This is a genomic window from Bradyrhizobium embrapense (assembly GCF_001189235.2).
Classification (GTDB): domain Bacteria; phylum Pseudomonadota; class Alphaproteobacteria; order Rhizobiales; family Xanthobacteraceae; genus Bradyrhizobium; species Bradyrhizobium embrapense.
Map to the genome: position 1 here is coordinate 1 of NZ_LFIP02000022.1, position 17,904 is coordinate 17,904.

The 17,904-nt window shown below is 57.0% G+C and carries 14 protein-coding genes and 4 pseudogenes; 8 read left to right on the forward strand and 10 right to left on the reverse strand.

Annotated features, from left to right (window positions below):
• The 4 genes and pseudogenes from AKN83_RS37590 to AKN83_RS41645 form a co-directional block, all read left to right on the forward strand.
• Positions 1–222: transposase domain-containing protein (locus tag AKN83_RS37590; RefSeq protein ID WP_172803681.1), on the forward strand; the 222-nt coding region annotated here is incomplete at its 5' end.
• A 172-nt stretch (positions 223–394) separates the two neighbouring features.
• Positions 395–1,090: pseudogene (locus AKN83_RS39215) on the forward strand (MFS transporter).
• A 1,263-nt stretch (positions 1,091–2,353) separates the two neighbouring features.
• The gene (locus tag AKN83_RS41640; RefSeq protein WP_244522242.1) at positions 2,354–3,142 is read left to right on the forward strand and encodes a recombinase family protein; all 789 of its coding nucleotides are present in this window, start codon (positions 2,354–2,356) and stop codon (positions 3,140–3,142) included.
• An 80-nt stretch (positions 3,143–3,222) separates the two neighbouring features.
• Positions 3,223–4,188, forward strand: a complete 966-nt coding sequence (locus tag AKN83_RS41645; protein ID WP_244522243.1) for a hypothetical protein — start codon at positions 3,223–3,225, stop codon at positions 4,186–4,188.
• Here AKN83_RS41645 and AKN83_RS41650 read toward each other — a convergent pair.
• The gene (locus tag AKN83_RS41650) at positions 4,150–4,569 is read right to left on the reverse strand and encodes a transposase (RefSeq protein WP_083992426.1); all 420 of its coding nucleotides are present in this window, start codon (positions 4,567–4,569) and stop codon (positions 4,150–4,152) included. The two genes, AKN83_RS41645 and AKN83_RS41650, sit on opposite strands and share 39 nt — an antisense overlap.
• 878 nt (positions 4,570–5,447) lie before the next feature.
• On the opposite strand from AKN83_RS41650, the gene AKN83_RS39240 reads away from it, so the two are divergent.
• Together AKN83_RS39240 and AKN83_RS41655 are read left to right on the forward strand one after the other, a co-directional pair.
• A complete protein-coding gene (locus AKN83_RS39240; RefSeq protein WP_083992427.1) occupies positions 5,448–6,836 on the forward strand; it encodes a M20/M25/M40 family metallo-hydrolase in 1,389 nt (462 codons plus the stop codon).
• A gap of 178 nt (positions 6,837–7,014) precedes the next feature.
• Positions 7,015–7,177: pseudogene (locus AKN83_RS41655) on the forward strand (IS66 family transposase); the annotation flags it as partial.
• Between the two features lie 320 nt (positions 7,178–7,497).
• Here the strand turns inward: AKN83_RS41655 and AKN83_RS37610 are convergent.
• Positions 7,498–8,469 (reverse strand): annotated as a pseudogene (locus tag AKN83_RS37610) (IS110 family RNA-guided transposase).
• 72 nt (positions 8,470–8,541) lie between these two features.
• Here AKN83_RS37610 and AKN83_RS39245 point away from each other — a divergent pair.
• Positions 8,542–8,775 (forward strand): annotated as a pseudogene (locus tag AKN83_RS39245) (IS66 family transposase); the annotation flags it as partial.
• A 65-nt stretch (positions 8,776–8,840) separates the two neighbouring features.
• Here AKN83_RS39245 and AKN83_RS37615 read toward each other — a convergent pair.
• The 3 genes from AKN83_RS37615 to AKN83_RS37625 are packed head-to-tail and all read right to left on the reverse strand — an operon-like array spanning position 8,841 to position 11,386.
• Positions 8,841–9,782: an electron transfer flavoprotein subunit alpha/FixB family protein gene (locus AKN83_RS37615; protein ID WP_063695745.1), complete on the reverse strand. Its 942-nt coding sequence runs from the start codon at positions 9,780–9,782 to the stop codon at positions 8,841–8,843.
• Positions 9,782–10,531 carry an electron transfer flavoprotein subunit beta/FixA family protein gene (locus tag AKN83_RS37620; protein ID WP_021079449.1) on the reverse strand — a complete coding sequence of 250 codons (750 nt, stop codon included), beginning with the start codon at positions 10,529–10,531 and terminating at the stop codon, positions 9,782–9,784. The genes AKN83_RS37615 and AKN83_RS37620 overlap by 1 nt, the downstream gene beginning before the upstream one ends.
• 21 nt (positions 10,532–10,552) lie before the next feature.
• Positions 10,553–11,386 (reverse strand): enoyl-CoA hydratase/isomerase family protein, encoded by an 834-nt coding sequence (locus AKN83_RS37625; RefSeq protein ID WP_430641601.1) that lies wholly within the window; start codon positions 11,384–11,386, stop codon positions 10,553–10,555.
• A 483-nt stretch (positions 11,387–11,869) separates the two neighbouring features.
• On the opposite strand from AKN83_RS37625, the gene AKN83_RS37630 reads away from it, so the two are divergent.
• Positions 11,870–12,955 carry a zinc-binding dehydrogenase gene (locus AKN83_RS37630; RefSeq protein ID WP_244522245.1) on the forward strand — a complete coding sequence of 362 codons (1,086 nt, stop codon included), beginning with the start codon at positions 11,870–11,872 and terminating at the stop codon, positions 12,953–12,955.
• A 79-nt stretch (positions 12,956–13,034) separates the two neighbouring features.
• Here the strand turns inward: AKN83_RS37630 and AKN83_RS37635 are convergent, their stop codons facing one another.
• The 5 genes from AKN83_RS37635 to ehuB form a co-directional block, all read right to left on the reverse strand.
• Positions 13,035–14,537 carry an AMP-binding protein gene (locus AKN83_RS37635; RefSeq protein ID WP_083992428.1) on the reverse strand — a complete coding sequence of 501 codons (1,503 nt, stop codon included), beginning with the start codon at positions 14,535–14,537 and terminating at the stop codon, positions 13,035–13,037.
• A 230-nt stretch (positions 14,538–14,767) separates the two neighbouring features.
• Positions 14,768–15,529 (reverse strand): amino acid ABC transporter ATP-binding protein, encoded by a 762-nt coding sequence (locus AKN83_RS37640; protein ID WP_206600834.1) that lies wholly within the window; start codon positions 15,527–15,529, stop codon positions 14,768–14,770.
• A 91-nt stretch (positions 15,530–15,620) separates the two neighbouring features.
• On the reverse strand, positions 15,621–16,268 hold the full coding sequence (locus AKN83_RS37645) for an amino acid ABC transporter permease (protein WP_050399830.1): 648 nt from the start codon (positions 16,266–16,268) through the stop codon (positions 15,621–15,623).
• The gene (locus AKN83_RS39250; protein WP_172803682.1) at positions 16,265–16,978 is read right to left on the reverse strand and encodes an amino acid ABC transporter permease; all 714 of its coding nucleotides are present in this window, start codon (positions 16,976–16,978) and stop codon (positions 16,265–16,267) included. Before AKN83_RS39250 ends, AKN83_RS37645 begins: the two co-directional genes overlap by 4 nt.
• Before the next feature lie 10 nt (positions 16,979–16,988).
• On the reverse strand, positions 16,989–17,843 hold the full coding sequence (gene ehuB / locus AKN83_RS37655; RefSeq protein WP_083992430.1) for an ectoine/hydroxyectoine ABC transporter substrate-binding protein EhuB: 855 nt from the start codon (positions 17,841–17,843) through the stop codon (positions 16,989–16,991).
• Between the last annotated feature and the right edge of the window lie 61 nt (positions 17,844–17,904).

Here is a 17,904-nt window from a genome sequence, read left to right on the forward strand (position 1 = left end):
AACTGGACCTTCGCCGGAAGCCAGCGTGGCGCCGACCGTGCCGCCATCATGCTGACGATGATCACGAGCTGTCGCCTCAMCGAGGTCGATCCGAAGGTCTGGCTCGCCGACATCCTCGCCCGCATCGCCGATCTTCCCGCATCGCGTCTGCACGAACTGCTGCCCTGGGAATGGAAGCTCCTGGGCCAAGCCGGCAAGCCCGCCGGTCAGCAGGCCGCCTGACCTTCACGCAACGCCATCATAGCTCGCCGTGCCCGCGCGCACGCGTCAATCGGGCGGTCTTCATCGTATGCGTACGATCGTTCGGTCTGGGCGCGGTTGCTGGAGCAATAAGCGTAAACAGGATACGACGCGCTCTGAGCGCCGAGGCCGCGCCAAGAGCTCTACGCTAGTTATGGGATTTGCAATTTGCGCGACGGCATTTAGCTATAATACAGCGCTGACGTCGGCCGCGCTTTGTCTCGCAGGTGCGGCTTGGCTAACTGCGGTGACGCTGTTCAATATCGCCGTCCAAGTATCTTCACCGCGCTGGGTCGCCGGTCGTGCGTTCGCCATTTACGAAGCCGCGATATCCGGCGGGATAGCGCTCGGCAGCTGCGGCTGGGGACATTTAGCGCAAGCCGCTGGCATCGAATTCGCGTTGCTCGTCTCTGCGATGATGATGATCGCGTCGGTGATACTTGGGTTGTGGCTTCGCTTGCCGCCTGTTCTGCAAGTTCAAGAGGGCGGCGCGCTGGGCGATCCAAAAGTCGGGATACCCCTCACCAACCAAAGCGGCCCTATCGCGATTGAGATCGAGTATCGAGTATCAAAAGATAATGCTCTAGCGTTCCATGGAGTAATGTAGGCATTGCAAATGTCTCGTAAGCGCAATGGAGCTTACGGGTGGAATGTCGCGCGCGACATAAGCGATCCCGAACTTTGGACGGATCGCTATTACAGTCCTACGTGGCTGGATTATCTTCGCCAGCGAATCCGGCCTACGCATGCGGATAGAACACTCGATCGTAATGCGATGGCATTCCACATCGGACCCCACCCAATCGGGGTTCGACGCATGCTCGAGCGACCAAGGGGATCAATGAGCTGAACCCTTGGCCGCGTTAAGCGGTTTCTTGCTGGCGTAGATTTTCTGGCGGGATCAGGGCGACCGCTCGTTACGACATCATTCATCGCCAAGCCGAACTAGCGGGCCACGTGCGCCGTTCTCGAAGCATTGCGTCAGCAGCGCCACGCTGGCAAGCAGATCGTGGCCGAGGTCAACGGCCATAGTCGTCAACCGATCCTTCGCCGCTTGGCATTAAGCCGGATACGCAACCTGAGGCGGGCCGAGCCGGCGCCGCTATGAACGCGAGCGCCCGGCGAGCTTATCCACGTCGGCTCAAGAGAGTCGGCAGGTTCGTGAGACCCGTCCACCACATAGACACACAACCGCTAGAGGGCGGAGGCTGCGGCACCGAACCACGAGTTCGTCGGTGTCGCGAGCGACGTTGCCGCGCCTGGCCTTTCACTCAGATCAATCCTGCGAGACCAGTAAAAGGAGGTAAGCGCTGTTCGGGAGCCACCTACCGGATGAAGGGCTGCTCTGCGAGTCTGCGGTCGGTTTGGACCGTAGGCTTAGGACACAGTGCATAATGCTATCACCGAGCCGTTGCGGCGGCTGGAGGTCTTCACCGGAGCCGGTCGTCGCCGGAAGTGGAGCGGAGGACAAGGCACGGATTGTTGCAGAGATCGAGACGAGTGGTGACTCGGTCTGTTCGGTAGCCCGGCGGCATGGATTGTCACCGAAGCATGTTCGGCTGGCGACGTCAGTTGAGAGAAGCCGTAGGCGTTCAATCCGGGGAAGAAGTACAGGTTGTTCCGGCGGTGGTGGATGCAGCGGTGCCGACACCTGACTTTAGCCGAGGGCGTAAGGTGGTGCGAGAGCATGCGGGCCGACCCCGTCTCGGGTGCTGTCTATGTGTTCCGGACCAAGCGAGCCCAACACGCGACATTCTGCATACAGCCTTCGAAGCGCGACAATTGCATATCCGTGGCATCCGCTTTTTCGGCGGACGCTTCAGGTCGCACCTTTCCGACGCGGCAAGGATTTGAAGTGCATCTACACGGAGGAGCGGCGTGGGTTTAGCCGCGAGGTGCCCGATTGGATGTCCGACGAAAGCTACTGTGCCGGCATGGCGCTTGGGCCGCCGCAGGTCAGTATTGAGGGGCTTAACGAATTTGCCGCTGTTCTGAAGCTTCTCGGCACGAATCGGGCGTCGGGCGCACGATCCCGTGATGTCCCAAGTCATGGGGAACCTCGAAAGCCAGCGGCGGCAATATGACTTGGCGCAGGCCGCGGAAGCTTAAATCGGTGACAGTCTTTGACGACGATCTTGGCCGCTCAGGATCCGGCAGCACGCAGCGGCCTGGATTTGAACGGCTTGTGGCGATGGTATGTTCGGGCGACGTCGGTGCTGTTTATTGCATCGAGGCCTCGCGGCTGGCGCGCAATGGACGCGACTGGCATCACCTGATCGACCTCTGCGCGCTCGCTGGCGCGTTGGTTATCGATCCCGACGGAGCCTATGATCCGCGGCTTGTCAACGACCGCCTGCTGCTCGGACTGAAGGGGACGATGTCGGAGTATGAGCTGAGTCTGCTTCGCCAACGGGGAATCGCCGCTCGAGACTCCAAGGCCCAGCGCGGCGAGTACCGCTTCATGCTTCCACCCGGATTTTGTTGGAATGAACTTGGCAAGATCGAAATCGATCCCGACGAACATGTGGCGGGAGTAGTCCGACTCGTCTTCACGAAGTTCCGCGAGCTCGGCAGCGCCCGGCAGGTCTTTCTTTGGCTACGCGCCGCCGACATCAAAGTGCCTGTGGTCTTGAGGAACGTTCAAATCTACAAGCCTAGCTGGAAGGCGCCGGCCTATCACACGGTTATGCAGATCCTGCACAATCCGCTCTATGCTGGCGCCTATGCGTTTGGCCGAATCGCCCAGAAGACACGGATCGTGGACGGTCGCGCTCGCAAGGTCAGCGGGTTCAAGAAGCCGCGGGAGGAATGGAATGTCCTCCTGCGCGACAATCATCCCGGTTATATTGGCTGGCAGGAGTATGAAGACGATCAGAGGCTGCTGCTGAAAACGCGCATATGAAGAAGAATTGCTCGCGTAAATCGGCGCGCGGGGGACGCGCACTGCTGACCGGCTTGATGCGGTGCGGACGTTGCGGGCGAATGATGCGTGTGTTCTATGGCCAGGCCAAGGGGAATGCCCATCGCTATCAATGCCGCGGCGATGACGCCCATGTCGGGGCAGGCCTATGTATCGGCATCGGCGGAGTGCGCGTCGATCGTGCGGTCGCGCAGCAAATCCTTGAGGCGGTCTCCGATCGGGCTGTTGAAGCCGCGATATTGGCGTCGGACCAGGTTGAGCGCTCGAGACAAGAGATCATCGCCGCCGTCGAACGGGAGCTTGAAGTTGCAAGCTACGAAGCGTCCCTTGCCGCACGCCGATACGAACTTGTGGATCCGGCGAAGCGTCACGTTGCCCGCGAACTCGAGGCACGCTGGAATGGCGCATTGGTGCGGGTTGCCGAGCTTGAAGGTCGTATCAAGGAGCAGCGCGCCGCATCAGCGGAAACCCCCAAGATCGACCGCGCCCTGCTTCTGCAACTTGCGCATGATCTGCCGCGGGTCTGGAATGCACCGTCCACGGACACACGCACCAAGCAGCGGCTAGTTCACATCGTGGTCCGAGAGATTGTTTGCGATCTCGACGAAAACACCAATGAAGCGGTTCTGCTCGTCCACTGGACCGGCGGCCGGCACACGGAGGTTCGGGTTGCTCGCGTAAAGACGGGCCGATATCCGGCCGATATGACACCCACTGCCGTTGACGCACTTCGCAAACTCGCTGGTCATTGGCCTGACCGGGAGCTCGCCGTGTCGCTCAATCGGATGCGTTGCAAGACTGGCGACGGCGAAACCTGGACGACTGTTCGCGTGCGGGAAATGCGCGAACGCCTGGGCTTGCCGGAATACGACCCCGCATCATCCGACGGCAAAATGATCAGCCTTGCGAAGGCTGCGGCACGCTTTGGGATTTGCGTCGGATCAGCAAAGAGCCTCGTGTTGAAGGCATCCTGCCGGCAACGCAAGCGATCAAGGGGGCGCAATGGTTGGTTCGGGTCGACGCGCTGACGTCGGAGTCAGTGCGCATAGCGGTGCAGCGCGTGATCGAACGTCGGCCGAAAAACTACATTGATTATCAGTACGATAGGTTGATCCGCCTGCCGGGGATCTGACAAAGGGACGCACAATGAAACGAGCTGTGCCAAACTGTACTTCGTCCGCCTCGGAATGACCGCCTGCGGCTTCTCGCAACTGCCGCCGCCAGCCAAACAGCTGCTGCGGCGACAAGCCATGTCGTCGTGCCACGGAACACACCGAGTCGACACTCGACACGATCTCCGCCACGATCCGCGCCTTGTCCTCGTCGCTCCACTTCCGTCGACGACCGGCTCCGGTGAAGACCTCAAGCCGCCGCACCGGCTCCGTGATAGCAGTATGAACTGTGTCCATTCTAAGCCTAACGGTCGAACCGAACCGCAGACTCGCAGATCACCCCGTCATCCGGTAGGTGGCCGTTGAACAGCGCTTACATTTAATCTCTAAATTCCAACGCTTGTACGCTGCACAGGCGATGAAGACGCCACTTGTGGCGGGCTGCCCAAGCTCGGAGCCGCTACAGGCATGATCTCGACGCTGTAAAGTAGCCGCTCGTACTCCATTGGCGGTTTCGCCGAGCGGAATAGCTCGGGTCCTTTGCAGCCCTTAACGCCTCCCGCGGTGAGCGCGGATTGAGACCCTTGGCAGGTTGACAAACTTGCATTTCCAGAGCCCGCGTCAGATAGCTTTGACACGCGGATGATTGCGCCAACGCTTGCTGTGCTAACAAGGCAGTTAAATGGGAAGCGCCAACACACCTCTCGGGGCTCGGAATTGAGCCAAGAGCTTGACAAGCATCTACATCCCTCTGTCAAGCCACAGCAATGCGAACATGGCGACTAGCCAAACTAAGAGTACCAAGGCTTTGTTCCTGAGACCTACGCTCCACATCTATCAATCACTATCCGATGCCTTGGCCGTTTCCTCAGCAGACCGACGTCGCCAGTAGGGTGTGGAAGGACGTGTGCTCTTACTTGCGCCGCGGCGCACAATAACGCTGCGCTGCTTAACTGCGAGAGGTGAGCTTCACGCGCCGAATCGCGGCGCAATTATTGTCAATTTCGATTAGCTAATTCTCAGTCGTTGACGTAACACGTATCGTAGCATTTCGCGCAACACCGCTGCCGACGGGAACCACGCAAAGTGATCAGCGCCTTGCCCGCCGGGCCTACTAACCACTCGTTCAATTCCAACGCTAAGTTTTTCATCAGAGCGAATTCAACGGCACATCTATGACGACTGCAAGTAGAAACGAGCACCTAGATCCAGGACTTGCAAAGGTTTTAACTTACATCGAAGCGCACAAAGACGAATTCTTAGAACGGCTTATCGAATATCTCTGCCATCCCAGTATCAGCCCACAAAATGTTGGGATGGACGATGTGGCGGAGCTTCTACTCAAAATGCTTAGACGTGTGGGACTTGAAGCACGGGCTATTCCGACGAAAGGATATCCGGTGGTATTGGCTTCATGGAATCACGCTCCAAATGCGCCTACGGTTCTTCTTTACGGGCACTATGATACTATGTCTGCCGAACCGCTCGATGCTTGGGCCAGTCCGCCTTTTGAACCCGCAATCCGCAATCGCCGCGTTTACGCTCGGGGCGCTGGAGATAATAAGGGCCAACACTTTGCACAGATCTTGGCCGTGGAGTCTTACTTGAAGGTGCATGGCCGACTTCCATGCAACGTTACCATCCTGTTGGAGGGCGAAGAGGAAATTGGAAGTCCTAATCTCGCGGATTTTGCAAGTGCCCATCGCGATCTGCTCAAGGTAGATTTAGTCGTTACGGCTGATGGTCCCCAGCATGAATCCGGTCGACCGATCATTACATACGGCGTCAGAGGTGTCGTCTCATTCGAGTTACGAGCTCGAGGCGCGAACCGTGATGTCCACTCCGGAAATCTGGGTGGAGTAGTACCAAATCCAGTTTGGACTCTTGTGCACCTTCTAGCTTCGATGAAAGATAAGGCCGGGAACATCACTATTCCCGGGTTCCATGATGATATTGTCTGTCCCACCGAACTCGATTTAGCAGCCGCAGCGCTTCTACCGTCGGATGCAAATGAGCTTAGGAGATCCTTGGGCTTCCGCACGTTAGACGCGCCGGTCGATCGTCCTTTGACCGATCGGTTAATGTTCCATCCAACGCTGAGCATCAATGGTTTGCACGGTGGGTACAGCGGACCTGGAATGCTTACTATTGTACCCGGCGAAGCATTCGTAAAATGCGATTCGCGTCTCGTGCATAATCAGGATCCAGGAGACATTCTCAATAAGATTGAGGCTCACGTAAAAAGGCATGCTCCCGATGTCGAGTTTGTGCGCTTAGAATCGACGCCTCCATCGAAAACCCCACTCGACGCGCCATTTTCAAGAAATGTGCAGTGGGCAGTCTCGATTGGGCAAGAAGAGGACCCCCTGATCTTTCCTGCATTGGGCGCAACTTTACCCGACCACGTTTTTACAAAGCTACTTGGTAGCCCCTCCTTTGTTATTCCATATGCAAACGCTGACGAAGCTAATCACGCACCAAATGAGAATATTTCGGTTGATTGCTTCATAAAAGGCATCCGCACGGGCGCGGCTCTCTTATACGCGCTGAGCCGAAGAAGTTAGTTCGCTGGATGCACCGCCGGTTCTGCGTTTCGCGCACACAGACTTCTAAAATCAATTCCAACGTCCCCTGAGGTTCGAAGATCGTATATGAACGACACGTCGGCCAACTTGACTCAGACGCTCATTGTAAGATGTCCGACTCTGCCGATGAGGTGGCTCGCCCTACACTGCGCGTTCGAGGGACCGCGCCAAGACCGGCCAGTTCTGGGCCTATGCCACCGACGACAGGCACTGGGCGACTTAGATCCGCCTGGCATCGCCTATGTCTATTATGCACCCGACCGCAAGACCAGCGGCTATTCAGTCATCTTGCCGGCTTCAAGGACGTCCTGCAGGTCGATGTGTGTGGACGCCCCAGTGAATGCAAGCAAAATATAACTTCGGAACAGGCATGTGGTTGGGTGCTGACGTGTGTCCGGCATCGTAATGCGACCTCGACACGTCGCGGGCCCTTATGGAATGCGTGGATCGGATCCAATTCGGCTACGCGTGCTCGCTGGCACTCATCGACCTGTTGATTCTTCCAATCCCAATCCCTGACCGATTGCCCATAACCCGCCGTTAGACCTTACCACATTCCCGACGTCTCTCGGCTTCTGGCCTTGCGTTAAGCAGCGCCAGACGCTGGAGCCTGGTAAGCGCCACCGCGGATCATCAAGGCTCAGGCGATACGTGCCATTTTGTTCGCTAGAGCGACCGCGATCAGCTTTGGTGGCTTCTTCGAGAGCATTCTCGCCAGCCGTGATCCTGCTGGCGATCCATAGCGTCTTGCCCATCGCACAACGGCGGTCGCACCAAGCACAAGGAGGCGCCGGAGATCTCGCCGGCCCATCCTGGAGATCTTGCCGAGCCTATCCTTACCTTCAGAGCAAGTCTGTTTGGGCGTGAGACCAACCCAGGCCGCAAAATCGCGCCTCTTCGAGAAGGTCTCCGCCGACGGCGATAACGCCTCTATCGTTGCAGCGCAGATTGCGCCGATTCCTGGAATGGTCATCAAGCGAGAGGCGACTTCGTCCTGTCTCGCGCGCACCCGTAATCCCTTCTCCAGCTCTGCTATCTGCTCCGACAGGGATTTCACATGCGTCAAGAGATTCTGGCAAAGGCTGCGGGCTAGATCGGGCAGGTCCGGATATGTTGCAAGGAGCTCATCCAATCGGGGGATATGTCTCACGCCCTGAGCCACGATCAAACCGAATTCCGCAAGATGTCCGCGCAAAGCATTGATCGCCTGTGGGCGCTGTCGAACTAAGAGTTCACGAACCTTGAACGCTATTGAGGAGCCTTGCTTCTCGGCGCTCTTAACGCCGACAAAGCGCATCGTTGGTCGGGACGCGGCTTCGGCGATCGCTTGGGCATCCGCCGCATCGTTCTTCTGACGCTCAACGAAGGGCTTCACGTACGAGGGATGGATCAACTGGATATCGTGGCCAAACTTGCCAATCTCCCATCTCCAATAATGGGCGCTGGCGCAGGCCTCGATCGCGACCACTCACCTCGGCAACCTCGCGAAAAACTCGAGCAATCTGCTGCGGTTGAGTTTCTTACGCAGAACGGTCCTCCCATCCCGCCCAGCTCCGTGGACCTGGAACACGTTCTTAGCCAAATCCAAACCAATGATGCTAACCTCATCCACCGACGTCCTCCTTCGAGTTTAAACACCACATCTTGGCACAATCGATGCCGTCGGGGGGCGTCCACTCCATCGGCTATTGACGGGTACAGCCAGCTCTGTCTGACCGGGCGCGAGCCCAGACCGATCCGTGAAGCTGCCTGTTGGTCGCATGGAAGGCGCCCGTTCTTCGCCATGACCGACATCGGAGAGAACACGCGTCCCAAGCCGCTCGGCAAAAAGGAGACGCCGCTCTCTTCGATCGCGGCTGAGGTCGTGCGGTGGATCGACGCGCTGTTTGAAATCGAACGCCCGATCAAGGGCAGGAGCGCCTTCAGGTACGGCAGACGCTGAGCCTCCTTGATGTAGGCAGGCGGGTCGCCCACGTCCCTTGCCTACCTGACCAACGCCTCGGTCAGTTCCGGAACCGCCTGGTAGAGGTCGGCGACCAGGCCGTAATCGGCGACCTGGAAGATCGGCGCGTCTTCATCCTTGTTGATGGCGACGATCACCTTGGAGTCCTTCATGCCGGCCAGATGCTGGATCGCGCCCGAGATGCCGACCGCGACATAGAGTTCCGGGGCCACCACCTTGCCGGTCTGGCCGACCTGCCAGTCGTTCGGCGCATAGCCGGCATCGACCGCGGCGCGCGAGGCGCCGACGCCGGCACCGAGCTTGTCGGCGAGCGGCTCGATGTACTTGGCGAAGTTCTCGCGGCTCTGCATGGCGCGGCCACCCGAGACGATGATCTTGGCCGAGGTCAGTTCCGGACGGTCGCTCTTGGCGACCTCCTCGCCGACGAACGTGGACAGGCCCGGATCGGCGGCGGATGCGGCGTTCTCGATCGCCGCGCTGCCGCCTTCGCCGGCTGCGGCGAAGGTCGAGGTGCGGACCGTGATCACCTTCTTGGCGTCCTTCGACTTCACGGTCTGGATCGCGTTGCCGGCATAGATCGGCCGCTCATAGGTGTCGGGCGCGACGACCTTGATGATCTCCGAGACCTGCATGACGTCGAGCAGCGCTGCGACGCGCGGCATCACGTTCTTGAAGCGCGAGGTCGCGGGCGCGACGAAGGCGTCGTAGCCGGGGGCCAGCGCAACGATCAGCGCAGCCAGCGGCTCGGCAAGGTCGTGCTCATAGGCTGGGCCTTCGGCCACCAGCACCTTGCTGACGCCGGCGAGCTTGGCGGCTGCTTCCGCCGCCGCCTTGGTGCCCTGGCCGCCACCGGCAACCAGCACATGCACGTCGCCGCCGAGCTGGCTCGCCGCGGTCAGCGCCTTGTTGGTCGAGTCCTTCAGGGTCTCGTGGTCGTGTTCAGCAATCAACAGCGTCGTCATCAGAGAACCCCGGCTTCGGTCTTGAGCTTGTTCACGAGTTCGGCGACGTCCTTGACCTTGACGCCCGCCTTGCGGCCTGCCGGTTCCGCGGTCTTCAGCACTTCCAGACGCGGCGTCACATCGACGCCGTAGTCAGCGACGCTCTTGTCGTCGATCGGCTTCTTCTTCGCCTTCATGATGTTGGGCAGCGACGCATAGCGCGGCTCGTTGAGGCGGAGGTCCGTGGTGACGATCGCCGGGCCCTTCAGCTTGATGGTCTGCAGGCCGCCGTCGACTTCGCGCGTGACCTTGAAGTCCGATCCTTCGACTTCGAGCTTGGAAGCGAAGGTCGCCTGCGACCAGCCGAGCAGCGCGGCCAGCATCTGGCCGGTCTGGTTCGAATCGTCGTCGATCGCCTGCTTGCCGAGAATGACGAGACCGGGCTGCTCCGCCTCGACCACCGCCTTCAGGATCTTGGCAACCGCGAGCGGTTCGACATTGCCTTCGGCCTTGACGAGGATGCCGCGGTCGGCGCCCATCGCAAGGGCGGTACGAATGGTCTCGGAAGCCTGCGCGGGTCCGATCGACACCACCACCACTTCGGTCGCCTTGCCGGCTTCCTTCAGCCGCAGTGCTTCCTCGACGGCGATCTCGTCGAACGGGTTCATCGACATCTTGACGTTGGCGAGCTCCACGCCCGTCCCGTCGCTCTTGACGCGGACCTTGACGTTGTAGTCGACGACCCGCTTTACCGGCACAAGAACCTTCATCGATCCTCTTTCGCTGTCATTTTAGCAACCCTTGAACACGGGCTTGCGCTTTTGACGCCAGGCCGCGACCCCTTCCTTGAAGTCCATCGATTGGAACACCGCGGCCTCCTGCGCACGAGCGGCACCCTCGTCAACATTACCCGCCGCGAACGCATTGAGAGCAAGCTTCATGCCTGTAACCGCTAGCGGCGCTAGTGCATCAACCTGTTGAGCCGTCGCGAGCGCTAATGCCATAAGCTGCTCTGACGGCACCACACGATCGAGATAGCCAATAGACAGCATCTCATCAGCGTCGAACTTCTCGGCCAGCAAGAGCAGGCGCTTGGCATTGTTTAGGCCGACGCGAGATACATAACGTCTCAATCCACCCGAGAAGTATTGCACGCCAAGGCGAGCAGCGGGAATGAACATCTCGCAGCTAGGTACCCCAAAGCGAAAATCGCACGCAAGCGCCAGGTCGGTCGCCCCGCCGTAGACGCCACCGTTCAAGGCACAAATCGTTACCTGCGGCAGATTTTCCAACGCATCGATCATTTTCGGGAACGCGGCTACGCTGGTCGTGGGATCCACTTCATCAACCACCTCATTCAAATCAAAGCCAGAACTGAAATGTTTTCCGCGCGCGGTGAGTACAATTGCATTAACCGATCGGTCCGAGGCTAGTCCGCTCCAAAGCGAATAAAGAGCCATGACATCATCTGACTCCAAACGGTTTGCGCGTAAGGGACGGTCCAAGGTAACAATCACTGTTCTTTCTCGTACCTCAACGTTTGGAAGGTGGCCTTCCTCTGACATAGATTCTCTGCCTCTCGCTCCATTGTTGAAATTCATTTGCATCACCCGGAACGGTCGCATGGGTGTCGTATTTTACTTTTCCGCATTGCGCCGATAGCAGGGACGACGCAGAGTCAGATTCGATTTGAATAAGCACAGGAGTAGACTCAGAAACACCGATCGACCCTTTCGAGAGTGAAATGCTTTCGCTGGAGTACGACGCGACGGAGCGTACAAATTAACGCCTTCGCCCAATCAATGAATGCGTATTTGCTATTCCGCCGATGAAAATCCGCACAAAGCAGCAAATCCAAACGAATTTGGGTGAGAGCTCGGAAGCAATCATGAGCATGCAAAACGGCTTAGTCCGCTGCGGACCTGCGTAAAGTTGGCGTACAGGCATGCATCCTCGCGGTTTTTCGTCGCCTTCGGTCTCGTTAAGCTGAGGAACTGCGTCGCGGATCAGCTATCATCGTGGTCCAGGCTTACTAAGCGACGATCGGCATTCGAGCCCCGAAGAATTCGAACGGCGATGCTTCATCTCAGAGAACAAGGGAACCACCATTGACCACGTTGCCTAATGTCATGAAAGGATACCAACTTACGGGATTTGGTGGGAGTGAGAAGCTGCTTTGGCGCGAGGACTTGCCCATTCCCACCCTTAGTACCGGCGAAGTGCTGATTGAAGTGAGCGCATCGTCGATTAACAACACCGACATAAATGCACGGATCGGGTGGTACTCTAAAATTGTGAAGGGTGGGACGGTCGCAGAAGCGCGGCGCGCTAGATCAGAGACGGCCGACATCCTAGCCGGATGGGAAGTCGTTCCGCATCTATTCCCGCGTATCCAGGGCGCGGATTGTTGTGGTCGCATTGTTGCTGTTGGATCCGGCGTTAACGTATCGCGGGTAGGCGAGCGCGCGCTTGTCCGTGCGTGCCAGATTAGAGGATCAGCCGCCGACCATAGCTCTCTCTTCGTCTTGGGCTCGCGTTGTGACGGGTCGTTTGCGCAATATGTCAAAATCGAAAGCTCGGAAGCCTTTTCTGTAGAGAGTAGCGCGCTGAGCGACGTAGAATTGGCGGCCATACCCTGCGCATATTCGACAGCGGAAAATCTTCTGGAGCGAGCGAAAGTCGGAGCCGATCGCATGCTGGTAACAGGTGCATCCGGAGGAGTTGGCATGGCCACGATTGCCCTCGGCAAGCTCCGCGGCGCACATATTACCGCAATGACGACGCCTGAAAAATTTGCCGCTGTCAAACAACTTGGAGCGGATGAGGTCGTTAGCCGCAATTCGCCGCTTCCTCAGCGGGCGTTTGATGTTGTGGCTGACATGACTGCCGGCCCCCGGTTCCCCGACATGATTTCGTCGCTGAAATGCGGCGGCCGCTACGCCACGGCGGGCGCAATTGCGGATCCCAATGTCGCACTCGATGTCCGCGATATTTATTTCAAAGATCTTACGTTTTATGGAGCCACCTTCCAGCCTTCCTATATATTTGAAAACCTCATCCGCTACATAGAAGCTGGCAAGCTAAAGCCGACTATCGCAAGAACCTTTGCTTTGATCGATCTGCCAGCCGCTCAAGAAGCGTTCCTCGACAAGGCTTACGTGGGAAAGATTGCAATCAAAGTGAAAGACGCATAGCGATCCTCGGCGCGCGCTCCGCAGTATTTCATTCCAGCGACGCGCGCCAGCTTTACCAGGGACGACTAGTGCGACGATTTTAGCAAGCGAAAGCGTTAGCGAACGACTTTCTTAATTCGCCCTTTTGCACTTTTCCCATCGCGTTCCTCGGAAGCGATGGCACTACGAAGATCAGCTTTGGAACCTTGTGTTTGGCCAAGCTTGTCGCAAGAATCCGCAACGCTGACTCTCCGTCGAAACTCGCGCTAGCTTCATTGAGCTCGACAACTGCAACGACCCCTTCTCCGAAGTCGGGATGAGGAACACCGATGACTGCCGAGTCGCGCACCTCTACAATCTCGTTTAGACTATTCTCAACTTCCCTTGGATAGACGTTGTAGCCGCCCGTAATTATCAGGTCTTTGCTCCTACCGACGATCCAGATCCGGCCGTGCCCATCAATGCGCGCCAAGTCTCGGGTCATAAAGTAGCCTTCTGGAGTAAACTCTTCAGCGGTCCGTTCAGGCAGATTCCAATATCCCGCAAAGACATTTGGCCCCTTAACTATAAGCTCTGCCACCTCATCAACAGCAGCGATGTGACCGTCACTTCGAAGAACACGGACCGTCAGACCAGGTAATGCGAACCCGACGGACCCGGGCACTCTTTCTCCGGCAAGGGGGTTGGATGCGATGATGGTAGTCTCGGTCATTCCGTACCTCTCGAGGATTGAATGTCCCGTTCGAAGGTGGAACTCCTTAAACAATTCGCTTGAGAGCGGTGCTGATCCGGATGTGAACAACCGAATGTTCCGACACAGCTCTCTCGTTAATCGCTCCCTCGCAAGCATACGCGCATACAGTGTCGGTACTCCCATGAAGATAGTCACATTTGGCAGAAGCTCGACAACCTGCTTAGCGTCAAACTTCGCGACAAAGAGCATCCGTCCACCGAACGCGAGCATGGTGTTCGCCGCAATGAAAAGTCCATGGGCGTGGAACATGGGAAGTACGTGAAGCAGTGTGTCCTCCGCACTAACTTTCCACGCGTGGCCAAGTGCGTTGGCGCAGTATCCTAGATTGCCGTGCGTGATCATCGCACCCTTCGGGCTGCCCGTCGTGCCCGAAGTGTAAAGTATCGCCGCTAGGTCTCCCGATCCTCTGGGCACCAGGCAGATGTCACAACCACGCGAGGTCCCGCTTGCCGTCAAGGAGCCAGATCCGTCACTGGCCATAGTCGCACATGTTGCGCCCTCGACATCTTCCGGCTTCGCTACAATAAGCACCTTGGGCTGCGCGTCGGAAAGTAGAACGTTAACTTCAGCCTTCGTGTATCCCGGATTTATGGGGAGCCACACCGCGCCAATTTTCAAAGTGGCAAGGTACAAGCAAAGCGCATAGACCGACTTTTCAATCTTTGCCCCGACGCGATCGCCGGCCTCGATTCCTCTATCGAGCAACGCTCCGGCCAACCGATTAATTACCGTTTCAAGCTCGCCACGGTTCCACCAGCGCCCTGCGTCGTCCAAAATGACCGGCGCGCAATCCTCGCGCTCGTCTGGAAACAAACGACGAAACACGTTGCCTTGATCATTCTGAGACATGTCTTTCAACCCAGCTTGCGTAGAGTACCGCGCGGTCGCTAGATATCAAACGTGCTATTCGGATGGCGGCGCTTTTCGAGTTTGTGAGCCGCTTCGCAGCGATCGGCGGTCACTCTGCGTCGGATTCCATTGGTATCTGCCATCACCCGCAAGCCCAGCGATGGCCGAATGGATCAAATCGCCCACGCAATAGCGATGATCACGCCGGCTCCGCCGCTCACGCAGACGCCTTAGTGATCGAGCACCGACTGTAAGAACGTGCGTGTACGTTCGTTTTCCGGCTGAGTGAAAATTTTCTCCGGAACTCCCTGCTCTATTATGGACCCTCGATCGAACACAGCGATGCGATCCGACACCTCGCGGGCAAATCGCATTTCATGCGTCACAATCAAGAGAGACACCCTGGATTCGTGAGCTACACGACGAACAACGTCCAACACTTCTCCCGCGAGTTCGGGGTCAAGAGCGGATGTAATCTCATCCAGTAATAGTATCTCGGGCTTCATAACCAGCGCGCGAGCGATCGCTATTCGTTGCTGTTGACCACCGGACAATTGCGCTGGATAGGAACGCGCCTTGTCTTGCAGGCCGACCATACGGAGATATACCATCGCACTTTCAACAGCCTGCGCTTTCGATTGCCTCAGTACTGTCGTAGGAGCCAAGATCAAATTCTGTAAAACTGTCAAATGCGGGAAAAGATTGTATTGCTGGAATACCATGCCGCACCGCCGGCGAATACGAGACTCCTGGGCCGCAGAAAGTCCCTTCTTATCCGCATCAAACAAGATGCTCTCGCCGAAAATTCTTATATCGCCACGCGTCGGTTTGGCTAGCGTCATCGCCAACCTTAGCACCGTCGTTTTGCCAGAGCCGCTCGGACCGATGAGAGTCACTTTCTCACCAGGCCGAACCTGAAGGTCGAGATCGACCAGGACTTGGTGCGAACCGAATGACTTCGATACTTTCTCAAATTCGATCGACCACATCATCTTCTTCGCATGAGGAGCCGCCCCGCCCTCGTCCATCGAGTCATCAACTGCGTTGGACTCAAACTGAAGCTGTTGACTAAAATTGGTGGCGCTAAGCATGCTTGTCCTTGAATCGGGAGAGAACATAGAGAAACGGCAAGTTCATGGCCAGGTAAATGGCCCCTGCCAACGTGTAGGGCTCAAGATATCGAAAATGCTCGTATCCAATATCATTCGCCTCACCCATTAGTACCGGAACGCCAATAGCGAAGAGCACCGCAGTTTCTCGGAAAAGACTCAGGACATAGTTGAGCAACGCCGGAGCCGCGCGCTGAGCCATCAAGGGTACAAGAATGCGGCGCCACTTCGTGTAAGATCTCAGATGCAGTGCAACGCAGGCATCGCGCAATTCACCTTGGATGGTAATCAGACTGCCTCGATAGACCTCCGAGCAATACGCAGCGTAGACAACCCCCAGAACGACGATACCGATAGGAATAGCCGGTACCGTAACCCCAAGCTGTGGCAGGACGTAGAAGCAAAAGTAGAGGAGGACGAGACTCGGCACGCCGCGAAATAGCTCGAGCCAGAACAAAACGAAGGCTCTTCCGTACGTCTTGCTAACACTTTCCATTATTGCCAGGGCCAGTCCTAACCCAAGCGCAATCACGGACGCCGCAGCCGTCACGACAACCGTGTACCAGACGCCGATTCCAAGCGCGGGTAAAATCTTGATCACAAATGCCCAATCCCAAGTCATTGAACACTTTCGCTAACCAAATTCGACGTTAAATTGAGTTCGACACGCGATGATCGAAGCGCACGATTTAGAGGAAGCAGTTGCTCAAGCCCCCGAAACATCACGCCGCAAAGTATCGTAAGCAGCCAGTAGAGCGCAGCCAGAACACAAAAGACTGCAACGGTATCAAATGTTTGGCCGCGAATATAGTTTGCCACGTACATAACGTCCTGGACACCGATAAAGCTCACGATAGCGGTCCATTTGATCATGCTTCTAGCAAGGCCGCCAAAGCCCGGAACAATCTGGGACAAGGCCTGGGGCAAAATTACCCTTGAGAAGCCTTGTATTTTGCTGAGACCTAGCGCGTGACAAGCGTCGAACTGGCCGCGGTGCACAGCTTCGATGCCCGCTCTGACGATCTCTGCACCATATGCGGCTCCATCCAACGCCAACACAACTATCGCAGCGGTAATCGGACTAAGGCGCGGCATCCCCGGAACAAGTGGAAGAGCGTATGCGACCCAATAGAGAAGCACCAAAGCCGAAGGAGCACGAATCGATTCGATGATGATCGTTGAAGTTAGACGGACCGCTCGATTCTCTGAAAGTCTCAGCGCGCCAAGAATCACAGCCCCGGGTATCGACCCGACAATGATACAGAACGATACCCAGACTGTGACCCAAAGGCCATGAGCCAAGACAGACCAATATTCAAGAACGGCCCTCAAGAAATGCTCCTTATTCGCAACTTTGGACGAGATCGCCAGCCTTGCTAACTTTGCCGAGCAACTCCGCTTGAACGTCGCCGCCGGCCAGACCGTGTTTGGTATAGAGCTTTTGTATTGTTCCGTTGCGGACTAGGACGGATAACTTTTCGTTGAATGCATCTCGGAAGGCTTTGTCTTCCTTCCGAAACACAGCGGCGGCGCCATATAGCGGCGACTGCTTGTCAACAAGGAGCTCAACTCCTTTTTGTTCTGGATCGGCGACCGCAAACTGACCTTCGACATACGCATCCGCGCGGCCTCCGGTCACAGTTGCAATACCGGCTTGAACGTCAGGAACACGCACCATCTGTTCTGGCTTGATCCCCACCTTCAGTGCGTACGCCGCGTTCGCAGCATTCGCAATCGCTGACACTCTGATTTCAGGCCGGTTCGCAATATCTGCAATCGTGGTCAGGTGTTTGGGATTGCCAGGCTTCGTATAAAGCGCGATTTGAGAGAGATACATCGGCGTCGAAAATAAGACTGCTTTGCAGCGCTCTTCATTAATATTCAAGGCGGCGACGTAGTCAAACTGACGAGACTGGAGGCCGGGTATCATCGCGTCCCATTGCGTCAACGCTGGCGCAATACTTGGTAGGCCTAGTTCCTTGAGAACCATGTTCTGCAAGTCGATAAAAGACCCAGTCGCCTCACCTGCAGGTGATACCAACATATACGGCGCCATCGATGCAATCGCCACTTTCGTTGCCCCAGCGCTCTTAATCGATGCGGAAAGCGCGTCTTGAGCTCGGATGGACGATGGAAGCGCCGACCCACAGAGCGCGACTAGCATTGTGAGCATCAGAAATTTCGGTGTCCTACGCATCACTGCTCCTCTAGCGAAAGTTAACCCGTCCTACGATAATGTCTTTGGTCGACTATTTTCC